At 47.5% G+C, this 16,677-nt stretch carries 14 protein-coding genes; 1 reads left to right on the forward strand and 13 read right to left on the reverse strand.

The features are described 5' to 3' along the window. Positions 1–27 precede the first annotated feature (27 nt). The 12 genes from AC6I2O_RS04215 to AC6I2O_RS04270 all read right to left on the reverse strand — a co-directional run bounded on the left by AC6I2O_RS04215 (position 28) and on the right by AC6I2O_RS04270 (position 14,182). Positions 28–1,155: an NAD(P)-dependent alcohol dehydrogenase gene (locus tag AC6I2O_RS04215; RefSeq protein ID WP_497741908.1), complete on the reverse strand. Its 1,128-nt coding sequence runs from the start codon at positions 1,153–1,155 to the stop codon at positions 28–30. 40 nt (positions 1,156–1,195) lie between these two features. Further along, the gene (locus AC6I2O_RS04220) at positions 1,196–2,164 is read right to left on the reverse strand and encodes a C-terminal binding protein (protein WP_497741909.1); all 969 of its coding nucleotides are present in this window, start codon (positions 2,162–2,164) and stop codon (positions 1,196–1,198) included. Positions 2,165–2,179: 15 nt separating this feature from the next. Beyond that, on the reverse strand, positions 2,180–3,502 hold the full coding sequence (locus AC6I2O_RS04225; RefSeq protein WP_497741910.1) for an FGGY-family carbohydrate kinase: 1,323 nt from the start codon (positions 3,500–3,502) through the stop codon (positions 2,180–2,182). A gap of 16 nt (positions 3,503–3,518) precedes the next feature. After that, positions 3,519–4,151: a cyclase family protein gene (locus AC6I2O_RS04230; protein ID WP_497741911.1), complete on the reverse strand. Its 633-nt coding sequence runs from the start codon at positions 4,149–4,151 to the stop codon at positions 3,519–3,521. Next, positions 4,132–5,205, reverse strand: a complete 1,074-nt coding sequence (locus AC6I2O_RS04235) for a zinc-dependent alcohol dehydrogenase (RefSeq protein ID WP_497741912.1) — start codon at positions 5,203–5,205, stop codon at positions 4,132–4,134. The genes AC6I2O_RS04230 and AC6I2O_RS04235 overlap by 20 nt, the downstream gene beginning before the upstream one ends. 26 nt (positions 5,206–5,231) lie before the next feature. Further along, positions 5,232–6,245, reverse strand: coding sequence for a glycoside hydrolase 5 family protein (locus AC6I2O_RS04240; RefSeq protein ID WP_497741914.1), 1,014 nt, complete (start codon positions 6,243–6,245; stop codon positions 5,232–5,234). A gap of 71 nt (positions 6,246–6,316) precedes the next feature. After that, complete coding sequence (locus AC6I2O_RS04245) at positions 6,317–7,135, reverse strand: carbohydrate ABC transporter permease (protein ID WP_497741915.1); 819 nt, start codon at positions 7,133–7,135, stop codon at positions 6,317–6,319. Then, positions 7,132–8,058, reverse strand: a complete 927-nt coding sequence (locus AC6I2O_RS04250) for a carbohydrate ABC transporter permease (protein WP_497741916.1) — start codon at positions 8,056–8,058, stop codon at positions 7,132–7,134. The genes AC6I2O_RS04245 and AC6I2O_RS04250 overlap by 4 nt, the downstream gene beginning before the upstream one ends. Positions 8,059–8,192: 134 nt before the next feature. Further along, positions 8,193–9,497: an ABC transporter substrate-binding protein gene (locus AC6I2O_RS04255; protein WP_497741917.1), complete on the reverse strand. Its 1,305-nt coding sequence runs from the start codon at positions 9,495–9,497 to the stop codon at positions 8,193–8,195. A 336-nt stretch (positions 9,498–9,833) separates the two neighbouring features. Further along, entirely contained in the window at positions 9,834–10,022 is a 189-nt protein-coding gene (locus tag AC6I2O_RS04260) for a DUF1858 domain-containing protein (RefSeq protein ID WP_497742489.1), read from the reverse strand. Between the two features lie 186 nt (positions 10,023–10,208). Further along, entirely contained in the window at positions 10,209–12,161 is a 1,953-nt protein-coding gene (locus tag AC6I2O_RS04265) for an alpha/beta hydrolase family protein (RefSeq protein WP_120392390.1), read from the reverse strand. Positions 12,162–12,232: 71 nt separating this feature from the next. Next, the gene (locus AC6I2O_RS04270; protein ID WP_497741918.1) at positions 12,233–14,182 is read right to left on the reverse strand and encodes a prolyl oligopeptidase family serine peptidase; all 1,950 of its coding nucleotides are present in this window, start codon (positions 14,180–14,182) and stop codon (positions 12,233–12,235) included. 335 nt (positions 14,183–14,517) lie between these two features. Here AC6I2O_RS04270 and fdxA point away from each other — a divergent pair, with 335 nt between their 5' ends. Next, positions 14,518–14,688 (forward strand): 4Fe-4S ferredoxin, encoded by a 171-nt coding sequence (gene fdxA, locus AC6I2O_RS04275; protein WP_120392392.1) that lies wholly within the window; start codon positions 14,518–14,520, stop codon positions 14,686–14,688. Between the two features lie 95 nt (positions 14,689–14,783). Here fdxA and AC6I2O_RS04280 read toward each other — a convergent pair whose 3' ends face one another. Next, positions 14,784–16,649 (reverse strand): flavin reductase, encoded by a 1,866-nt coding sequence (locus AC6I2O_RS04280; protein WP_120392393.1) that lies wholly within the window; start codon positions 16,647–16,649, stop codon positions 14,784–14,786. Positions 16,650–16,677: the final 28 nt, after the last annotated feature.

A 16,677-nucleotide genomic window follows, 5' to 3' on the forward strand; every position in this document is an offset into this window, starting at 1 on the left:
TCTGTTCCCATCATTCCGGCATTTGCTTTAAAATCGGATCACGGCCTTTACCACTTCATTCTTTTTGTTTACCGAATCCTCAAATGCCTGCTGAATGTCTTCGAGATCGTAATCATGAGTCGCAACCTTCTCAATCTCAGCCAACCCGCTTTCCACTACGGCAACGCTTGCCGGAAACAGATTCACATACCGGAACAGGGAACGGATCTCAAGCTCTTTTGCCATAATCTGCCCGAAGTTAAACGTAATTTCCTCCTCCGCAGACATGCCGACCAGAACAATCCGCCCGCCGCGTTTCGCAATATGCGCTGTCTGTGCAATCGTAAACCTGCTCCCGGCTGTCTCAAATACCACGTCCGGTCCTTTTCCCCCGGTCAGCTCGCTAATCTTTGCAAGAGGGTCCTCGTTCCTGCTGTTGATCACATGGTCCGCGCCGAGCTCCCTGGCCTTTTCCAGGCGGATATCCTCAAGATCGCACACAATAATCTTCCCTGCGCCTCTTGCCTTACATGCCAGCATAGTCATCAGGCCAATACAACCGCTTCCGAGAATGACTGCCGTGCTTCCGGCCGTAATTTCTGCTTTCTGCGCCGCATACATACCGGTGGCAAACGGCTCGATCAAAGCGCCCGCCCGTGAGCTTACGTGCTCCGGCAAACGGTAGCAGAGATCCGCCTTAAACGGAACGTATTTCATATAACAGCCCTGTACAGGGGGCGTTGCCCAGAACACAACCTCATTGCAGAGGTTATATTTTCCGGATTTGCAGTACTCGCACTTCCCACAGGTTACACTCGGTTCACAGCAGACCCGGTCGCCCTTTTTCAGATGTGTGACCTTGCTTCCCACTTCCACAACCATTCCGGCGCATTCATGCCCCAGCATAAATGGAATATCTCTGTCCTCCCTGACTTTAAACGTTCCGCAGGCGCCGTCATGAAAATAATGCACGTCCGAACCGCACACGCCCACATATTCCACCTGAATCAGCACACAGTCCTCCGCCACGGGAAGTGAAACCTCCAGCTGTTTTCTCATTGCCTGCTGCATGGCAGGATCTTTTACTATCTGTTCGATATTATTCTCGTCTACGACCACCATCTTCCCGATTTCTGTCATAAACGCACCTTTATTCAAATACTTTTTTTCTGACATCCGATCACTCCTCACCTTTTATAGCAAAACCTTTGCTTTATTACCGCAGGTTCACCCGATTATACGGGATCTCCCCATTCATCACGCACACTGCTGTCTCCGCGGCTTTGCGGTGCAGCATATCGGCAGCCTCCACCGTATTGTAAGCGACGTGGGGCGTAACAATAATATTGTCGCACTGATACAAAGAATGCGCCGTATCGTGAATCGGTTCCTGTTCCACAACATCCAGAGCTGCTGCTGTGATTCTGCCGCTCTTACAGCCTTTTATGAGTGCGTCCTGGCTTATGATCGGCCCCCTGGCCGTATTGATCAGCATGACGCCGTCCTTCATTTTTGCGATTGCCGCGTCGTCAATCAGATGATGCGTTGCTTTCCTATACGGAACATGTACCGAAATAACATCCGCCCTCGCATACAGCTCATCCAGCGTTACCCGCTCACATCCCATACGCGCAAAACAGTCCTCCGGAAGAAACGGGTCGTATGCAATCATCTGAATACCAAGGGGCCTTATCATGCTGTACACGGTTCTCGCGATATTTCCGAAGCCGATCAATCCCATCGTAAGACTGCTCAGCCTGTGAGACGGATAACCGTACGCAACGTTCCATTCCCCGCGCCGGCAGCTCCGGTCAAAGAAGGTGATCTTTCTTGTGAGATCCAGCAGCATGGCCAGCGTCAGGGACGCAACGTCCTCCAGACAGTAATCCGGTTGATTGCAGCAAAATACCTGGTGCCTCGTACACGCCTCCACATCCACGCAGTCGTATCCTACACCGTAACGCACCACTGCCTTCAGGTTCGGAAGGCTGCCAAGAATCTCCTCTGTAATCGGCAGATAGACAACCCCGATTACCTCCGCATCCTTTGCAAATTCCATGATCTCTTCCGCGGTATGGCAATTTCCTATTTCCGCCGTATATCCGGCCGCCTCCAGGATTTCCTTCTCCTGGTGGAAATCACTGTCCGGATAAACATAAGAATCTAAGATACAATATTTTTTCATAATCGCTGTTTTCCTTTACATATAATACTTTGCCAGCTCTACATTTCCGCGGATCGGACAGTCGTCCACCACGTCAAAAGCCATTCCCTGATAAAAACGCTCCTTCAGGCGCAGGTAGCTTTCTGTCGCCATACCTCCGGAAATTTTTACCGTTCCCTTAAGCTTTGTGACCTGCTCTGCCCGGTCAATCGCCGCAGTCATCACCTGCTGAATGCCAATCAGATATGCGACCAGAAGGTCTTCTCTTTTTGTGGCAAGCGTCAGTCCATGCCAGGCTCCCGTTCGTTTTTCCAGGCTCTGGCGATCGCCTGCCAGATAGGGATCAAATGTCACTTCCAGCTGGCCGCTTTGCAGATACTGTTCGATCGCACGTTCCTCAAAGGCATAAAACTCCTCCTGGGACAGATCCTGACAGAACTGACTGTAAAACCAGTCGACTCCAAATCCGCCGCACGTTGTCACGTAGATCTGCCAGAGGCCGGGCAGCGCTGCATTCCTGAGATAGTAATCCGGACTGGTCTTTGGCCGGTCTGTCAAAATTGACACCATCTCAGAAGATCCTGTCGTATTCATGATTTCTCCTGCGGTTCTGTTCCCCGCGCCCATCTGGGCGGCCGCCACATCATTCGTACCCACGCAGACCGAAATCCCGGCCGGCACGCCAAGGCGGTGTGCAACCTCTTCTACCAAAGTTCCATGCACCATGCCCGGACTGTAAATCTCGCCAAACAGATCTTTTCGAAGACCAAATTCCCGGATCAGCTCCTCCGACCAGCCTCCCTGCGTCGTTGTCTCGTACATACCGATCATGGATGCATTCACAAAGTCCACCATCCATTTTCCGGTCAGTTTTTTATGGATATATGTAGGAAGATGGCCTACTGCGTACGTTTTGTCCAGAATATCCGGCATATTCTGGCGCATCCAGAGCAGCGTCATCGCAGAGCAGCCGCCCGGGAACGGATAAATTCCGGCAATCTCCATATAACGCCTACTTCCGAAAACGCGGTCGATATATTCAGTCTGCGCTCTGCTGCGCCGGTCCAGATGCGTAATGATGTTGGGATATACGAGGCTGCCATCCTGATCGAGAAAAACAGGGGAAGGAGAGAAGGTATCATAACAGACCATTTCGACCTTTTTCAGCAAATCCTGATTCAGCCGGGACGCCGCTCCATAAAACGCACGGAACAGATCTGCTTCGCGAAGCTCATTTTTCTCTCCCGGAAAAATCTGATAATGATACGCTTCCTTACTCCAGCATTTCGTTTCCAGTTTTTCATCCATCAGAGACATTTTTACTGCTGAAGTCCCGAAATCTATGGATAAAAACAACATCTTTCCATTCTCCCTTCTATTCCAGCGCATACGCCCGGACCGGCGAGCCGTCCAGATTCTTCAGCTTTAACGGAACTGCATGAAGCTCTACCACCGGTTTTGTTATGGCAGACACATGCGCAAGACTTTCCACAATTAATATATTTCTTTTCAGAAGTTCCTCATGGACCTCCTGATGCCGCACCGGATGGACAGAAGGCGTCTCCAGACCGATCAGGTGAATCCCCTTCTCCTCCAGCAGCAAAGCCACCTCCTCATGCAGGCCTCCGTAATCCTGGAAAAATACCGCGGTACCGAACTTTTTCTCCCAGCCTGTTTTGAAAATCACTGCGTCGCATGCATCCAGCATGTCTTCGTATTTCAGGCAATCCGCCCTTGTAATTTCACCCTCATGGCCGGTGAAATCCAAAACAGCAGTCTGCCATCCGATATACTGCTCTACCTTAAGATCCGTGATTGACCGGGTCTCCGGCAGTTTATGTACCGGCGCATCTACATGCGTTCCACTGTGCGTTCCCATAATAATCTGGCTCACAAAATAACCGTTTTTATAACAATGATGCTTTAAAATCCCAACCGGAGGGTCCGCCGGAAAAACCTCCATCGCATGTTCTACTGTATAAGACAGATCAATTACATTTCGGCTCATGTTTCACTCCATTCGGATATAAGATAATTTTGCACGCATCATCCGTGCGGTTCTGCATCATATCCACCGCTCTCTGAAAATCTTCCGTACTTTCAAGCGTCATTCGGTGGGAAATAATATTCTCCACATCCAGCCTTCCGCTTTCAATACAGGAAATCACGAAAGGCCACACATTCGGACTTCCCAGAGAACCGCGGATATCAATGCTGTTCGTGCTGATAAAGTCCCAGTTGCAGTCAGCCTTCGCACTGTCAAAAAAGCCGCAGATGCTGATACGTCCGCCCGGCGCCATCACGTTCTCACAATCCCGGAAAACACCGGAGGTTCCCGCAGCTACCACCACTGCGTCAATTCCATGGCCTCCTGTTTTTTTCAGAACGACCTCTTTTAAGTCTTCCTTCCGGATATTGACTGCCGCGTCTGTATACGCTGCCGCCCTTACCAGGCGCTCGTCTCTTGTTCCGGAAATAATCACGCATTTGGCACCGCAGATTTTTTTTGCAATCTGCGCCGCAAGAAGCCCGATCGGTCCGGGACCGATCACCAGTACGTTATCTTCCGGTTTGATATCCGCCCGTTTTACGGCCTGCATCGCAATGCCTGCCGGCTCCACAAGCGCGGCCCAGTCCATACTGATTCCGCTTACCCGGTGAAGGCTTGCTGCCGGAAACGTAATGTACTGCGCATATCCGCCGTCCCGGTTCATCACTCCCGTCTCTGTCCGGTTTTCGCATAAATGCGGCCGTCCCTCCTGACAATACGAGCAGAACCCGCACCGTACCGTACACTCTCCTGTAACCTGATCTCCGACCTGAAATTCCTTTACGCCAGGTCCAACTTTCTCCACACATCCGGCCCACTCGTGCCCCGGGACAATCGGAAGCTTTGCCTGGCCCGTTTTGTAATACTGCATCTCATTGCTGAGTATTCCGTAATCCGTTCCGCAAAGTCCCACTGCTTCAATCCGGATCAAATCCTCCCCCGGACCCGGTTCCCTGACCGGTATTTCTTCCATCCCATACCGGAATGGCCCTCTTACCACAATCGCTTTCATTGAAAAGCCTCCTGTCTCCTACGTCATCAGTAAAGATTAAACGCCTCATGCCCTTCCCGCAATGTGCCGTCCTTTTTGATAAAACACATATTGCCCGGGTACGGAGACATTTCCATATGGATATCTGAGAAATCCATATGCTCCTTCCAGCCAACCGGACCGTCCACCGGATCATGCAAATCCGCTACCCGACTGTAATGAAGCGCATGCGCAATAATTCCAATGCCACGTTTTGCAAGCTGCGGCATCGTATAATGGATGTTATTCAGTCTCCACTCATTGATCATAGAGCCCCACAACGTCTCCGTGGCAAGCAGCTGCTTGTTGCTCTTTTTCGAAACATCCACATAATCATCCAGAAACTTTTCAAATTTGGCGCGGTCTTCCTCATTGTCCACTGCCGGCCAGTAATACGGATGAATCATCAGAACATCGCAGACCGGCTCCACCCGCTCAATACCCGGTTTGCCGTCGTCCGGACGAAGGCTCATTCCGGCCGGCGCAATCGCTTTTATTTCCTTGATCTGCCTGTAAATACCGGCAAGCCACTGGAACTCATACTCCTCAATCATCCCGAGATTTTTGATTTCCGTTGTATAAGAAAACGGCTCATTGACAATATCCCAGGCAATGATCCTTTCATCCGCCTTGTGCGCTCCAACGATATGATCCACATACCGTTCCATCAAATACGGCTGGTTCACATGGCTTGCTCCCGGATAAAAACAGTCAATGTATTCTCCGCCATTATCGAGAGGATCTGCATGCCAGCGGTTTAAAAGAACCGGCACAACCTTAATGCCAAGTCCGTCCGCAATCTGAAGTGTCTTCTCAAAATTGTTTTCAAATTTTTCCTGATCTCTTGTCCATGCATGCATATCCAGCCAGATCCGGACCGTATTAAAATTCGGGAAATAGAACTTTCCTCTTCGAAGCTCCAGCTCCACTGTATCCGGCCTGTAGTACAACCAGTTTTCAAAACTGGAAGAGCCATAACTCGGCTGATAATTAAACCCACGTACCTTTGAAAAATCTGTCATGTTATTCACGCTTCCTTTCTTTTATCATGGATATAGAAAATTAAAGTTTATTCTTTTTCTGTTCCTTTTCTTTAGCCTTTTACAGCCCCCGCCGTAAGTCCCTGAACAATATACTTCTGTGCAAATACCAGAAACAGTGCCGCCGGTACGGTCGCAAGCGTCGCTGCGGCCATCATTGCACCCCATTCCACGGAAAACTGCTGCGAAAACTGACTCAGCCCCACGCTCAGGGTCTTTACCGCATCGGACCGGATAAAGACACTGGCAAGCATGTATTCATTCCAGGAATAAATAAATGCAATAATCCCCACACTGGTCAGTCCAGGCGCTGAAATAGGAATCACCAGGAGCAAAAACGCCTTGAACTGGCCGCAGCCGTCCATCACTGCAGATTCTTCGATCTCATAGGGAATCGTTGCAAAAAAGCTCTTCATCATATAAATACAGATCGGCAGATTGATTGCCGTATAGGCGATCATCAAAGACGGCAGCTTATCGTATAAGCCAATTTGCCTGATCACCATAAACAGCGGCATCAAAAGAAGAATTGCCGGCACCATCTGTACCATATAAAGCAAAACGCTGAACAGTTTCACCGGCTTTCCGCGAAATCTCGTCAGCGTATAACCGGCAAGCGCTGCCGCAATCACGGAAATAATAGTAACAGCGCCGCTTACAATTACACTGTTTACAATATTCGTCACAAAATCTGTGTTTTCAATCACATATACAAAATTGTCCAACGTCGGATTGTGTGGAAGAAAAGAGACGCCCCCGTACAATTCCGCATTCGTTTTAAAAGACGTTGTCACCATAGACAATATTGGCAGCAGCAACACCGTCAATGCGATGCAAAGCACCACATAAACCCATCCATTTTTCTTTTTCATCTGCTCAGCGCCTCCAATCGTCTTATTTCAGCACGGGCCGAAACCACTTTCATCGTTGAGTAACACAGTACAATCAAGGCAATCAATACCATCATCAAAGTTGCTATCGCAGAAGCATAACCGATCTTTCCACGGTAGATCGCAGTATAATAAGAAAGAATAGACACCACATACGTACTCTGCGACGGACCGCCCTGTGTCAGAAGGTAGATATTGTCATAGGAAAGACTGTTGAAGGTCCAGAGAAGCTGGAGCGCAATTCCCATCATGGACACCGGACGCAGCAGCGGCAGTGTGATATAGCGGAACACCTGAACAGAATTTGCCCCGTCCATATAGGCCGGCTCATACATATCTGTACCAATCGACTGCAATCCTGCAAGCAAAATAACCATCATAAACGGATACGTTTTCCACACGCCTGACATAATAACCGTTACCCTCGCAAGCTGCGCGGAAGATAAAAACAGAATCGGCGAATCAATCAGATGAATACTCATGAGAAACTGGTTTACAATACCAAACTGGTCATTCAGAATCCAGCGCCAGCACTGCGTTGCAACCACGGTGGGAATGACCCACGGCGCAAGTGCCAGGGTTCTGAAAATTGCTCTTCCTCTGATGTTCCTGTTCAGCAGCATGGCCAGGGCCAGGCCCAGCATATAGCTGACCATGACAACAACACCTGTGTAAAACAGCGTAAATCCCATGATTCCCCAGAATTCACTGTCCTGAAAAATGTCGATAAAATTGCGAAGCCCCACAAACTGCCCGCTCTTGGGCTTTGTATAATTTTTGTTCGTAAACGACAATACCAATCCATAAACCAGCGGGAAGCCATTAATCATCAAAAATAAAAGCGTTGCGGGTATCAGCATGTAATATCCCGTCAGTTCACGTTTTGCTATTAATTTCTTACTCATATTTTGTACCAAACCTTTCGGGCATTTCTGCATTGCCCATTCTCGAATCATGAAGCAGAAATACTCCACAGCAGGCCAGAGCATAAAACCTGTATGTACAGCCAGACTGCGGAGTATTCTCTTTATGCTTTCACTTATTCTGCATCTTCGAATGCCTGCTGAATCAGAGTTCCAATTTTTTCTTCAATCGCTTTATTGTCTGTATTTCCTGTTACAACCTCCTGCAATGCCATGCCGAGATAATTTTCTCCTTCAATGACAGACCATGCCTCATACAAATTTGCATTTGGCCATACCGGAACCGTTCCGCAGGGAACCGCATTGTCCACGCAGCTCTTGATATATTCTTTTGACTGATAGTACTCATCGGAAAGCATAGATTTCACGGAAGGATAACCGTTAATTCCGCCTGTCGTAAAGAGCGGATTCATATGCTCAATCCACCATTTGATAAATACCTTACACTCTTCCGGGTATTCCGTCTGACTGTATGCCACAATCGGATTTACCCACATCAGTGTACGCGGCTCTGCTCCCTGCGCGCCTGAAATACACGGCATCACGCGAAGCGTATCAGCGACCGGATCGCCTGAATTGTACACGGTTGTTCTGAGCGCGCCGTAGCACATCGCTGCTTTTCCGGACAACAGCATAGAATCCACATCGGATTCTCCGAAGCTTGCCGTTGATTCTGCGATATATCCGTTGTCATACAGGGTGCGGATATAATCCAGAACGCCGTCCACCTTTTCATTTGCAAAATCCGGAACTGCATGCTCATCCGTGATACCCACGCCATTTTCAAACATCATGCTCAAAAATACCTGTGCGCCGTCTCTGTCGCCAGAGAACACAAGCGGAATCATATCAGTTTCTGTCTTGATCTTTTCACAGATAGCCAGAAATTCTTCCCAGGTTGCAGGCATTTCTTCAATTCCAAGTTCCTCGAACACATCTGCCCGATATGTAATACAGCGCGGATCACAGATCCACGGAATTCCCGCCTGTATGCCATCATACTGGTGGAGTGCGATGCTGCCCTCCGGAAATTCATCAAGGAATCCCTCCTGCGTCCACTCATCCACGATCGAACTCAGATCCACAAGCTCCTCCATAGCTGCATACTGTGTGGACTGTGAAAATCCTCCGGTACTGATATCCGGAGCTGCCCCGCTTGTAACGGCTGTCAGGAAATTCTGATAAAAATTGTCCCACGGAATCATCTGTGCGGTCACGTGAATATCCTCATGCTCCTCATTAAACTGTTCCACCAGTTTATTCACAGCCGCCGGATACAAGTCGCTTCTTCCCCACATCATATCCCAAAACACCAGCTCTGCCGGTTCACCGACCTCCGCCCACACGGAAGTTCCTCCCAGCATTCCCGCCAGAAGCCCTGCGCAGACCATACTTCCAATTACCTTTGCTCCTTTTTTCATTTCTTACCCTCCTTATATAGTTTTGCTTTTTTTGCAAGATGTTCCATATCTGTTTTCGTCATTTTGTATGAATATCATCCTGCTGATACTATTATTATCATGGAATCTTTCCTGTTTTTCCATCTGCTTTTTTTAATATCATTATGCATTTTTTAACATTTCCCAGGCAAAAATCCACTGTTGCCCGTGAAACTCACTGCAACACAAAGGAACGCCTGCTCACAGTCCTTTGCATAGAAAAAAGCTGCCGCAGAATCATCCACCATTTGGTGAACAATTCTGCAGCAGCTCTCATCGCTTTCTCTGACTCTTTTTTGTATCTGCTCTTTATTTTCTTTATTTCTCCATTGCTTCCAGAAATGCGTTCAGTCTTGCCAGAAGTACCTCCAGCTCAATGCCGTGTACCATCGCAGCTTCTTCCAGTGTCTCCATCTGAGAAGACGGGCATCCTACGCAATGCATTCCGCCAGCCATCAGCACCGGGGCAAGTCCCTCATTGATGCGCAGAATCTCGCCAATTGTCATGTCCTTCGTAATCTGTACTGCCACCTTGTGTTCCTCCTTTAATCCATGATGCCCTATTATAATCCCTTTTTTCTTATTATGCAAGGCGCCATATTTTAATTCTATTTTTCTTATTTCACAATGCATCACAAAAGAAAAACACCCGGAAGTTTCGTCACGAAACGCCGGGCGTTTTTTAACTGTTCTTTAGTCTACATACGGATTATATTCAATGCCGTCCGTCTCCTGATTTCTTGAATACTGTTTCATGAAATCCCATGCCAGCTTCGCATACTCCGGATACAGTGCATGAACCAGCCCTTCAGTATAATGAACCGCCACCATCGGAACGCCAGCTTCATTATTTTTGTACCATGTCGTGTTCCGATACTCGTTGTTCAGCAGAACATCCACAGTTCTGTCTGCTTCATATCCAATCAACGGATTTGCTTCAAAATCGTACGTTACCGTTTCAATCCCATTTGCCTGCATAAAGCGGTTCAGCATCTCCTGGTAATCATCCGAAATCCTGTGCTCTGCCTGATTGAAGGACCCTGCAAGGTCAAACTCAGACGTGGTGAACATGATCGGAAGATCAATGGTGTCATACTGCGCCCAGTCCTCTTCTCTCGGCATACATGCGCCCCACGGTGTACCGTCTGACATCGGCACAGCTGCCGCAAACAAAGAAGCGTCTCCGCCAATGGCACGGATCGCTGCACCTGCTCCTCCTGAATAGCCGGTTACATAAACGCGGGAAGGATCAAGTTCCGGATAAGTTTCCAGCATATACGTAACAAGTCTTGGAAGAACTTCCGGAAGAATATCATCCAGCCAGCCGAATGTCGGCTCCAAGGTAGGAATGGTACCAATGTACTGATGTTCCGGCGCAACCATAGCAATGCGCTCTTTTCCTGCTACATCCAATAAGCCGACCTCATCGACGAACTGATACGGATCATCAGAAGTTCCGTGAATTGCCAGAATAAGCGGAATGCTGCCTGCCGGAGCCGTGTGATTCAGCACTTCTTCCGGAAGGAACTCTACCCATGTCTCAAGATATTCGCCGTCTTCCATCGTCGTGTCTGCGAAGCGGTCTTCCTGATGCCACTCGACATGAATGCCATCCTCTGTCACGCCGTCGATCACAGCATTGCGGTCACTCAAGGAATACGGCGCCTGGTCAAAGCTGTAGCCCTGATACGGCGTACCTGCCGTATACAGACCACGATCCGTAACCGGTATACGCATCGCTTTGATGAATAAATCATAATATGCATCATGGATATATTCCGCAGGAGTTTTCTCCTCCTTTGCCACAACTACCTTCTGAAGCGGCAGCGCCTGGTTGTAATAGCATGCGGTTTCTTTTGTGATATCTGATGCATCCGTCGCATTTGCGCTCTCATATTTTGCAATCACATCCTCTGATGCATTTGCCAGATACACCGGTACCTGAGCAGCCACTTCCCGGATCGGCGCCATATCGCCATTCACCAGAAGCATACCTGCAAGGCGGCTCACGAAATCAAAATTGCTGGACACATAATTATTGAGGAATGTTGCGCCGCCATCAATACCGATCGCATAAATATACCCAAATCCGCCGTAGTATTCTCCATCTGCATACGTTACACGGTTTCCGTCTGCATCTGTACCGCTCTGTTTCAAAGCACAGACAGCAGTCTGCATTTTATAATAATTATTCTGATCTACCAGGCCAAATCCCGCCTCAGGGTCAACCGGTGTTACCAGAATCACACTGCCGATCGCCTGATCAATGATATCAATCACGCCAAGCTCCTGTAAATATGCCTTCGCGTCATCCTTATTCTCAAAATGCTTGTCCGAGAATACGAATATATTCGTATTTAATCTTGCTGCAGCACGTCCTCCATGCAGGTTTGCAGAACGATATACATAGGAATTTTCTCCCACATAATCATCCAATACCGGATGCGGAATAAAAGAACCGCCCACATTCAGTTCCAGATCTTTTACGCCTTCCGGACTGTTTGCATGAGCTTCCATCAGCGTATCAAAAGTAGCCTCATTGTTCTGCCTTCCGGAATAACCCAGGGCAAATGCCTCCGTGCCTGCCAGCAATCCAGAAGCCATCGCTGCAGCCATCACTAACGCCAGTACTCGTTTTGTCCTCATATTCTTTCCCCTTTCATGTTTAATAATACAGGCGTCAGAAGATCGTTTGACGCCTGTATTTTCTATTCCCGCTATTTTACATAAGGATTATAAATTACTTCTCCTGTTTCCAGATCACGGCTGAAATGTTTTGCATAATCCCAGCAAATCCGGCCAAATTCCTGATACAGACCGTGTGGCAGATAATCTGTAATGTTCAGACCAACCATCGGAACGTCATTCTCGTTGTATTTATACCATGTACGGGACATGTATTCATTGTTCAACAGAGTTTCTGTATACTCATCCCCGCGGAAACCAGACATCGGATAGTTCACGAAATCATATTCCACAGTATCTATTCCGTTCAGGGTCAGATAATCGTTGATACGATTCTGATAGGAAGTATTAATATGTTCCGGATCGTACGGATCTTCCGGATTCGGAACTGCCGCATGGCCAGAGATTCCGCCATAACCACAGAAATCATACGTTGCAGTCGTAAAGAGAATCGGCAGATCAAGGTCGTCTGTGTTTACAACTTCATCTTCTGTGTTAAAGATTGCTGCTGCATTCGGGCAAGCTGCTGCAAAGTACTTCGCATTGCCGTTGATTGCATGTAAGGTTGCTCCGCCACCCATGGAATAACCCGTAACGTAAACGCGGCTCGGGTCCAGAGACGGATATTTATCTAAGAAATATTCTACTACTGCCGGCAATACATCAAAGCCAACCGTGAACATAGCGCCATGGATCGGAGCGATCATTGCAAAACGCTCCTCGCCAGCCAGTGTCATAAGTCCCATCTCATCCAGGAACTGAAGCGGATCATCTCCGCCGCCGTGAAGCGCCAGCCACATCGGAACGGTATGCTCCGGAGCTGTTCCATTCTTCACTTCTTCCGGAACTACTTCATACCATGTATCAATGTAAGCTCCTACTTCAGCAGGACGTCCAAACAGACCAATCGTTCCTTCTTTAATGGTATAATCCTGGAACGTATCCTGGCCTACAAACTCTTCAATAATCAGACCGTCTTCTGTCTCATAGTTGAAGAAAGCGTTACGTTTGCCCAGAGAATACGGCGCGGAATCCCAGTTACGGTCCGTATAATCATGTGAATAAGAATGCAGTCCTGCAAGAACTACCGGAACACGCATGTTCTTAATCAGCAGATTATAATAACCATAGTTAATTTCGGATGCCAGATCTACCGTTTCGGTGTTCTTTACAAGCACCTTCTGCAGCTCCATATCCTGATTAAAATAAACGTCTACATCCTTGATATAGCCCTGACGGTTCGTGTCATTTGCTTCCTGATACTTTTTCAGAGCCGTTTCAGACGGATTCACCATGTATACCGGCACAACGCCCGCTACGTCATGAATGCGGTCCATCTTGCCGTCAATAAGAATCATACCTGCAACGCGGGTAATATCATCAAAGGTAGGTGCAATGTAATTGTTGATAAATGTTGCTCCATCGCCGATACCAATCACATAACGATACGTTGTACCGCCGTAGTAAGCACCTTCAGCACAGGTAAAGCTCTCTTCGCCGATTGTCGTCTTACCGCCCAGGTTGCAGGATGCTGCCTGCATCAGGTAATAAGCGCGGGCATCTGCCTTGGAGAAGCTCTCACCAATCGGATTCACGAGGATAATACTTCCCTTCGCTTCTTCAATGATATCAATCAGGCCAAGTGACTCCAGATAACCCTGTGCAGCCTCTTTAGACTCGAACTTTTCGTCCGTATAGACCTGAAGAACCGTATTCTTACGATATCCGGCACTCGTAGCCGACCAGCGGGCAGAAGAACGGTAGATATAAGTTGTCTCAGCAGGATATTCCTCCAGACATGGGTCTGAAATATACGCCCCACCCAACTCTTCTGCCATTGCAGCAGGACCATTTACACAAGCCTCTTCAAACGTCTCAAAGCTGGACTCGTTCGAAGAGAACTGCACCTGTGCAAAGGCAGTAGCACTCATCGTGTAAAGCGCCAGTGCAAGAGTAATACCAAACAGTTTTTTCTTTTTCATACTTAATCCTCCTTTTGGTTTTTCCCCGTTGCAGAAATGTCTCCTGCAACCGTTCCATATTGATTTTAACATCAGGTAATAAAATTAAAATGGGAATTAATCAGTAATTAGTTTTATTTTTTCTTTATTTTCATAATACTAATTTTTTTGTTTGATTTTTTTCTGAAAAAGTATGTTTTTTTAATATAATGATCATCCACAGTTTTTGCCAGTGTTCCCATAGAAATACATCTAAAAATCTGCTTTTTTGCTTGTGTATTCGATTGTTTTGTATTAAAATAAAAAAAAGATTCCAAAAGGAATCCAAAACGTATTTTATAAAGGAGGATATTATCATGGCATATGTAATTTCTGATGAGTGTGTAGCATGCGGATCATGTGCAGGCGAGTGCCCGGCAGACGCTATCTCTGAAGGCGATGGCAAGTACGTAATTGATGCTGATGCATGTCTTGACTGCGGTACCTGTGAAGCATCCTGTCCGACAGGCGCAATCTCTGCTGAATAATCAACATATACAGCAAAGCATAATACTTAACTTTAAGACGCTCCCCCTGAAGCTTTATCGCCTCAGGGGGAGCGTTTTTGTTGTATGTCTATTGCTTAAAGCTTTTCGAAATCCTCTGCACCATGCTTACACAGCGGGCAAATGAAATCAGCCGGAAGCTCTTCACCCTCATAAATATATCCGCAGATTTTGCAGACGTAGCCGCTCTTTTCTGTCGTCGGCTGCGGCTGCGGCTTAATGTGATCAAAGTAATACTGATACGTCACACTCGGAACATTGGAAAGTACCGCCGCTTCTGTTACCTCCGCAATAAACAGGGTATGCGTATCGTACTCCTGCGTCTCCACTACCTTACCGGAAATCACAGCATTGGAATATTCCGGAACATAGCTGATCCCATTTGCCGTGCGTGCCTGCACACCGCCATCGGCAAATTTGTCCACATCACGGCCGCTCTGGAACCCAAACTGTTTAAACAGCTTAAACGGCGCCTCCGTCGTCAGAACAGATACATTAAACGCTCCTGTTTTCATAATCATATCATGCGTATAGTTTGCCTTATTTACAGCGATCGCAATTCGTTTCTTAACATCCGTCACCTGCATTACCGTGTTCGTAATACAGCCGTTGTCCTTATCGCCATCCTTTGCTGACAGTACAAACAGTCCATAAGAAAGCTTGAACATTGCGGTCGGATCTACCTCTGCTTTTTCCTGAATAATCTCCTTCTTCTCCTTAGTCGCCATCTGCGCTTTTGCAGAACCCGGGATAGACTCTGTCAGCGCATCCGTCAGTGCGTCAAGCTCCGCAAGCTGCTCACGCTTCAGGGATGAAAGAATCTTGACCGTGTTATCAAGAATCGTCATATTCTTGCATTTCTCAAACTCTTCCCGCATCAGACGGCCGCTCGTCGGAGCCCAGGAACCATTTTCGATCAATGCGATCGTACGGTTCTGAATATTATGTGCTACCAGATCGTAAATCAGAGCCTCCATATTTACAAAAATACCTGCATTGTAGGTTGTCGATGCAAATACCAGGTGACTCCACTTGAACGCTGCTGCAATGATATCCGAAGCCGGTGTAACAGAAACATCGAACATCACGGTCTTTACCCCGCGTTCCCGAAGCTTGCACGCAAGAATTTCTGCCGTATTCTCCGTATGTCCGTAAACAGACGCGTATGCGATCATCACTCCATACTCTTCCGGCGCATAGGAACTCCAGTGCATATATTTTCCGATAAAATCAGAGATATTCTTTCTCCACACAAAACCGTGCAGCGGGCAGATCATCTCAATCTCAAGTGCAGATGCCTTTTTCAGAAGCGTCTGTACCTGGTCGCCATATTTGCCTACAATATTTGTATAATAACGTCTTGCCTCATCCAGATAATCGCGCTCAAAATTCACTTCATCCGCAAACAGCGCGCCATTGAGTGCCCCGAATGTTCCAAAACCATCCGCAGAAAACAGAATCTTGTCCGTCGTATCATAGGAAACCATAACCTCCGGCCAGTGTACCATCGGCGCCATCACAAACACAAGATTGTGCTTTCCGGTGCTGAAGGAATCGCCTTCTTTCATCAAAATCGCACGGGAATCAATGTCAAAATCAAAATACTGCTTAATCATAGAAGCAATTTTCTGATTGCAGATAATCTGAATATCCGGATAACGCATGACCAGTTCCTGAATAGCCTCGGAATGATCCGGCTCCATATGATGCACTACGAGATAATCCAGCTTTCTGTCTCCAAGCACCTCTGCAATATTTTCAAAGAAAATTCCTTTTACCGCCTTGTCTACTGTATCAAACAAAACAGTCTTTTCATCTATCAGCAGGTAGGAATTATAGGAAACTCCTCCCGGTACAGAATATACGCCTTCAAACATCGCAAGGCGGCGGTCATTGCTACCTACCCAGAAAAGGTCTTCTGTCACTTTTCTATAACAATACATGAATTTTACCTCCTACTTGTTTTGCCCA

The sequence above is a fragment of the Blautia sp. St.27G3 genome (genome assembly GCF_059728505.1).

Excerpts from the sequence above, each read along its gene's own strand:
- AC6I2O_RS04215 (WP_497741908.1), bottom strand. The coding sequence starts at position 1,155 with ATGTCAGAAAAAAAGTATTTGAATAAAGGTGCGTTTATGACAGAAATC.
- AC6I2O_RS04220 (WP_497741909.1), bottom strand. The coding sequence starts at position 2,164 with ATGAAAAAATATTGTATCTTAGATTCTTATGTTTATCCGGACAGTGAT.
- AC6I2O_RS04225 (WP_497741910.1), bottom strand. The coding sequence starts at position 3,502 with ATGTTGTTTTTATCCATAGATTTCGGGACTTCAGCAGTAAAAATGTCT.
- AC6I2O_RS04230 (WP_497741911.1), bottom strand. The coding sequence starts at position 4,151 with ATGAGCCGAAATGTAATTGATCTGTCTTATACAGTAGAACATGCGATG.
- AC6I2O_RS04235 (WP_497741912.1), bottom strand. The coding sequence starts at position 5,205 with ATGAAAGCGATTGTGGTAAGAGGGCCATTCCGGTATGGGATGGAAGAA.
- AC6I2O_RS04240 (WP_497741914.1), bottom strand. The coding sequence starts at position 6,245 with ATGACAGATTTTTCAAAGGTACGTGGGTTTAATTATCAGCCGAGTTAT.
- AC6I2O_RS04245 (WP_497741915.1), bottom strand. The coding sequence starts at position 7,135 with ATGAAAAAGAAAAATGGATGGGTTTATGTGGTGCTTTGCATCGCATTG.
- AC6I2O_RS04250 (WP_497741916.1), bottom strand. The coding sequence starts at position 8,058 with ATGAGTAAGAAATTAATAGCAAAACGTGAACTGACGGGATATTACATG.
- AC6I2O_RS04255 (WP_497741917.1), bottom strand. The coding sequence starts at position 9,497 with ATGAAAAAAGGAGCAAAGGTAATTGGAAGTATGGTCTGCGCAGGGCTT.
- AC6I2O_RS04260 (WP_497742489.1), bottom strand. The coding sequence starts at position 10,022 with ATGACAATTGGCGAGATTCTGCGCATCAATGAGGGACTTGCCCCGGTG.
- AC6I2O_RS04265 (WP_120392390.1), bottom strand. The coding sequence starts at position 12,161 with ATGAGGACAAAACGAGTACTGGCGTTAGTGATGGCTGCAGCGATGGCT.
- AC6I2O_RS04270 (WP_497741918.1), bottom strand. The coding sequence starts at position 14,182 with ATGAAAAAGAAAAAACTGTTTGGTATTACTCTTGCACTGGCGCTTTAC.
- fdxA (WP_120392392.1), top strand. The coding sequence starts at position 14,518 with ATGGCATATGTAATTTCTGATGAGTGTGTAGCATGCGGATCATGTGCA.
- AC6I2O_RS04280 (WP_120392393.1), bottom strand. The coding sequence starts at position 16,649 with ATGTATTGTTATAGAAAAGTGACAGAAGACCTTTTCTGGGTAGGTAGC.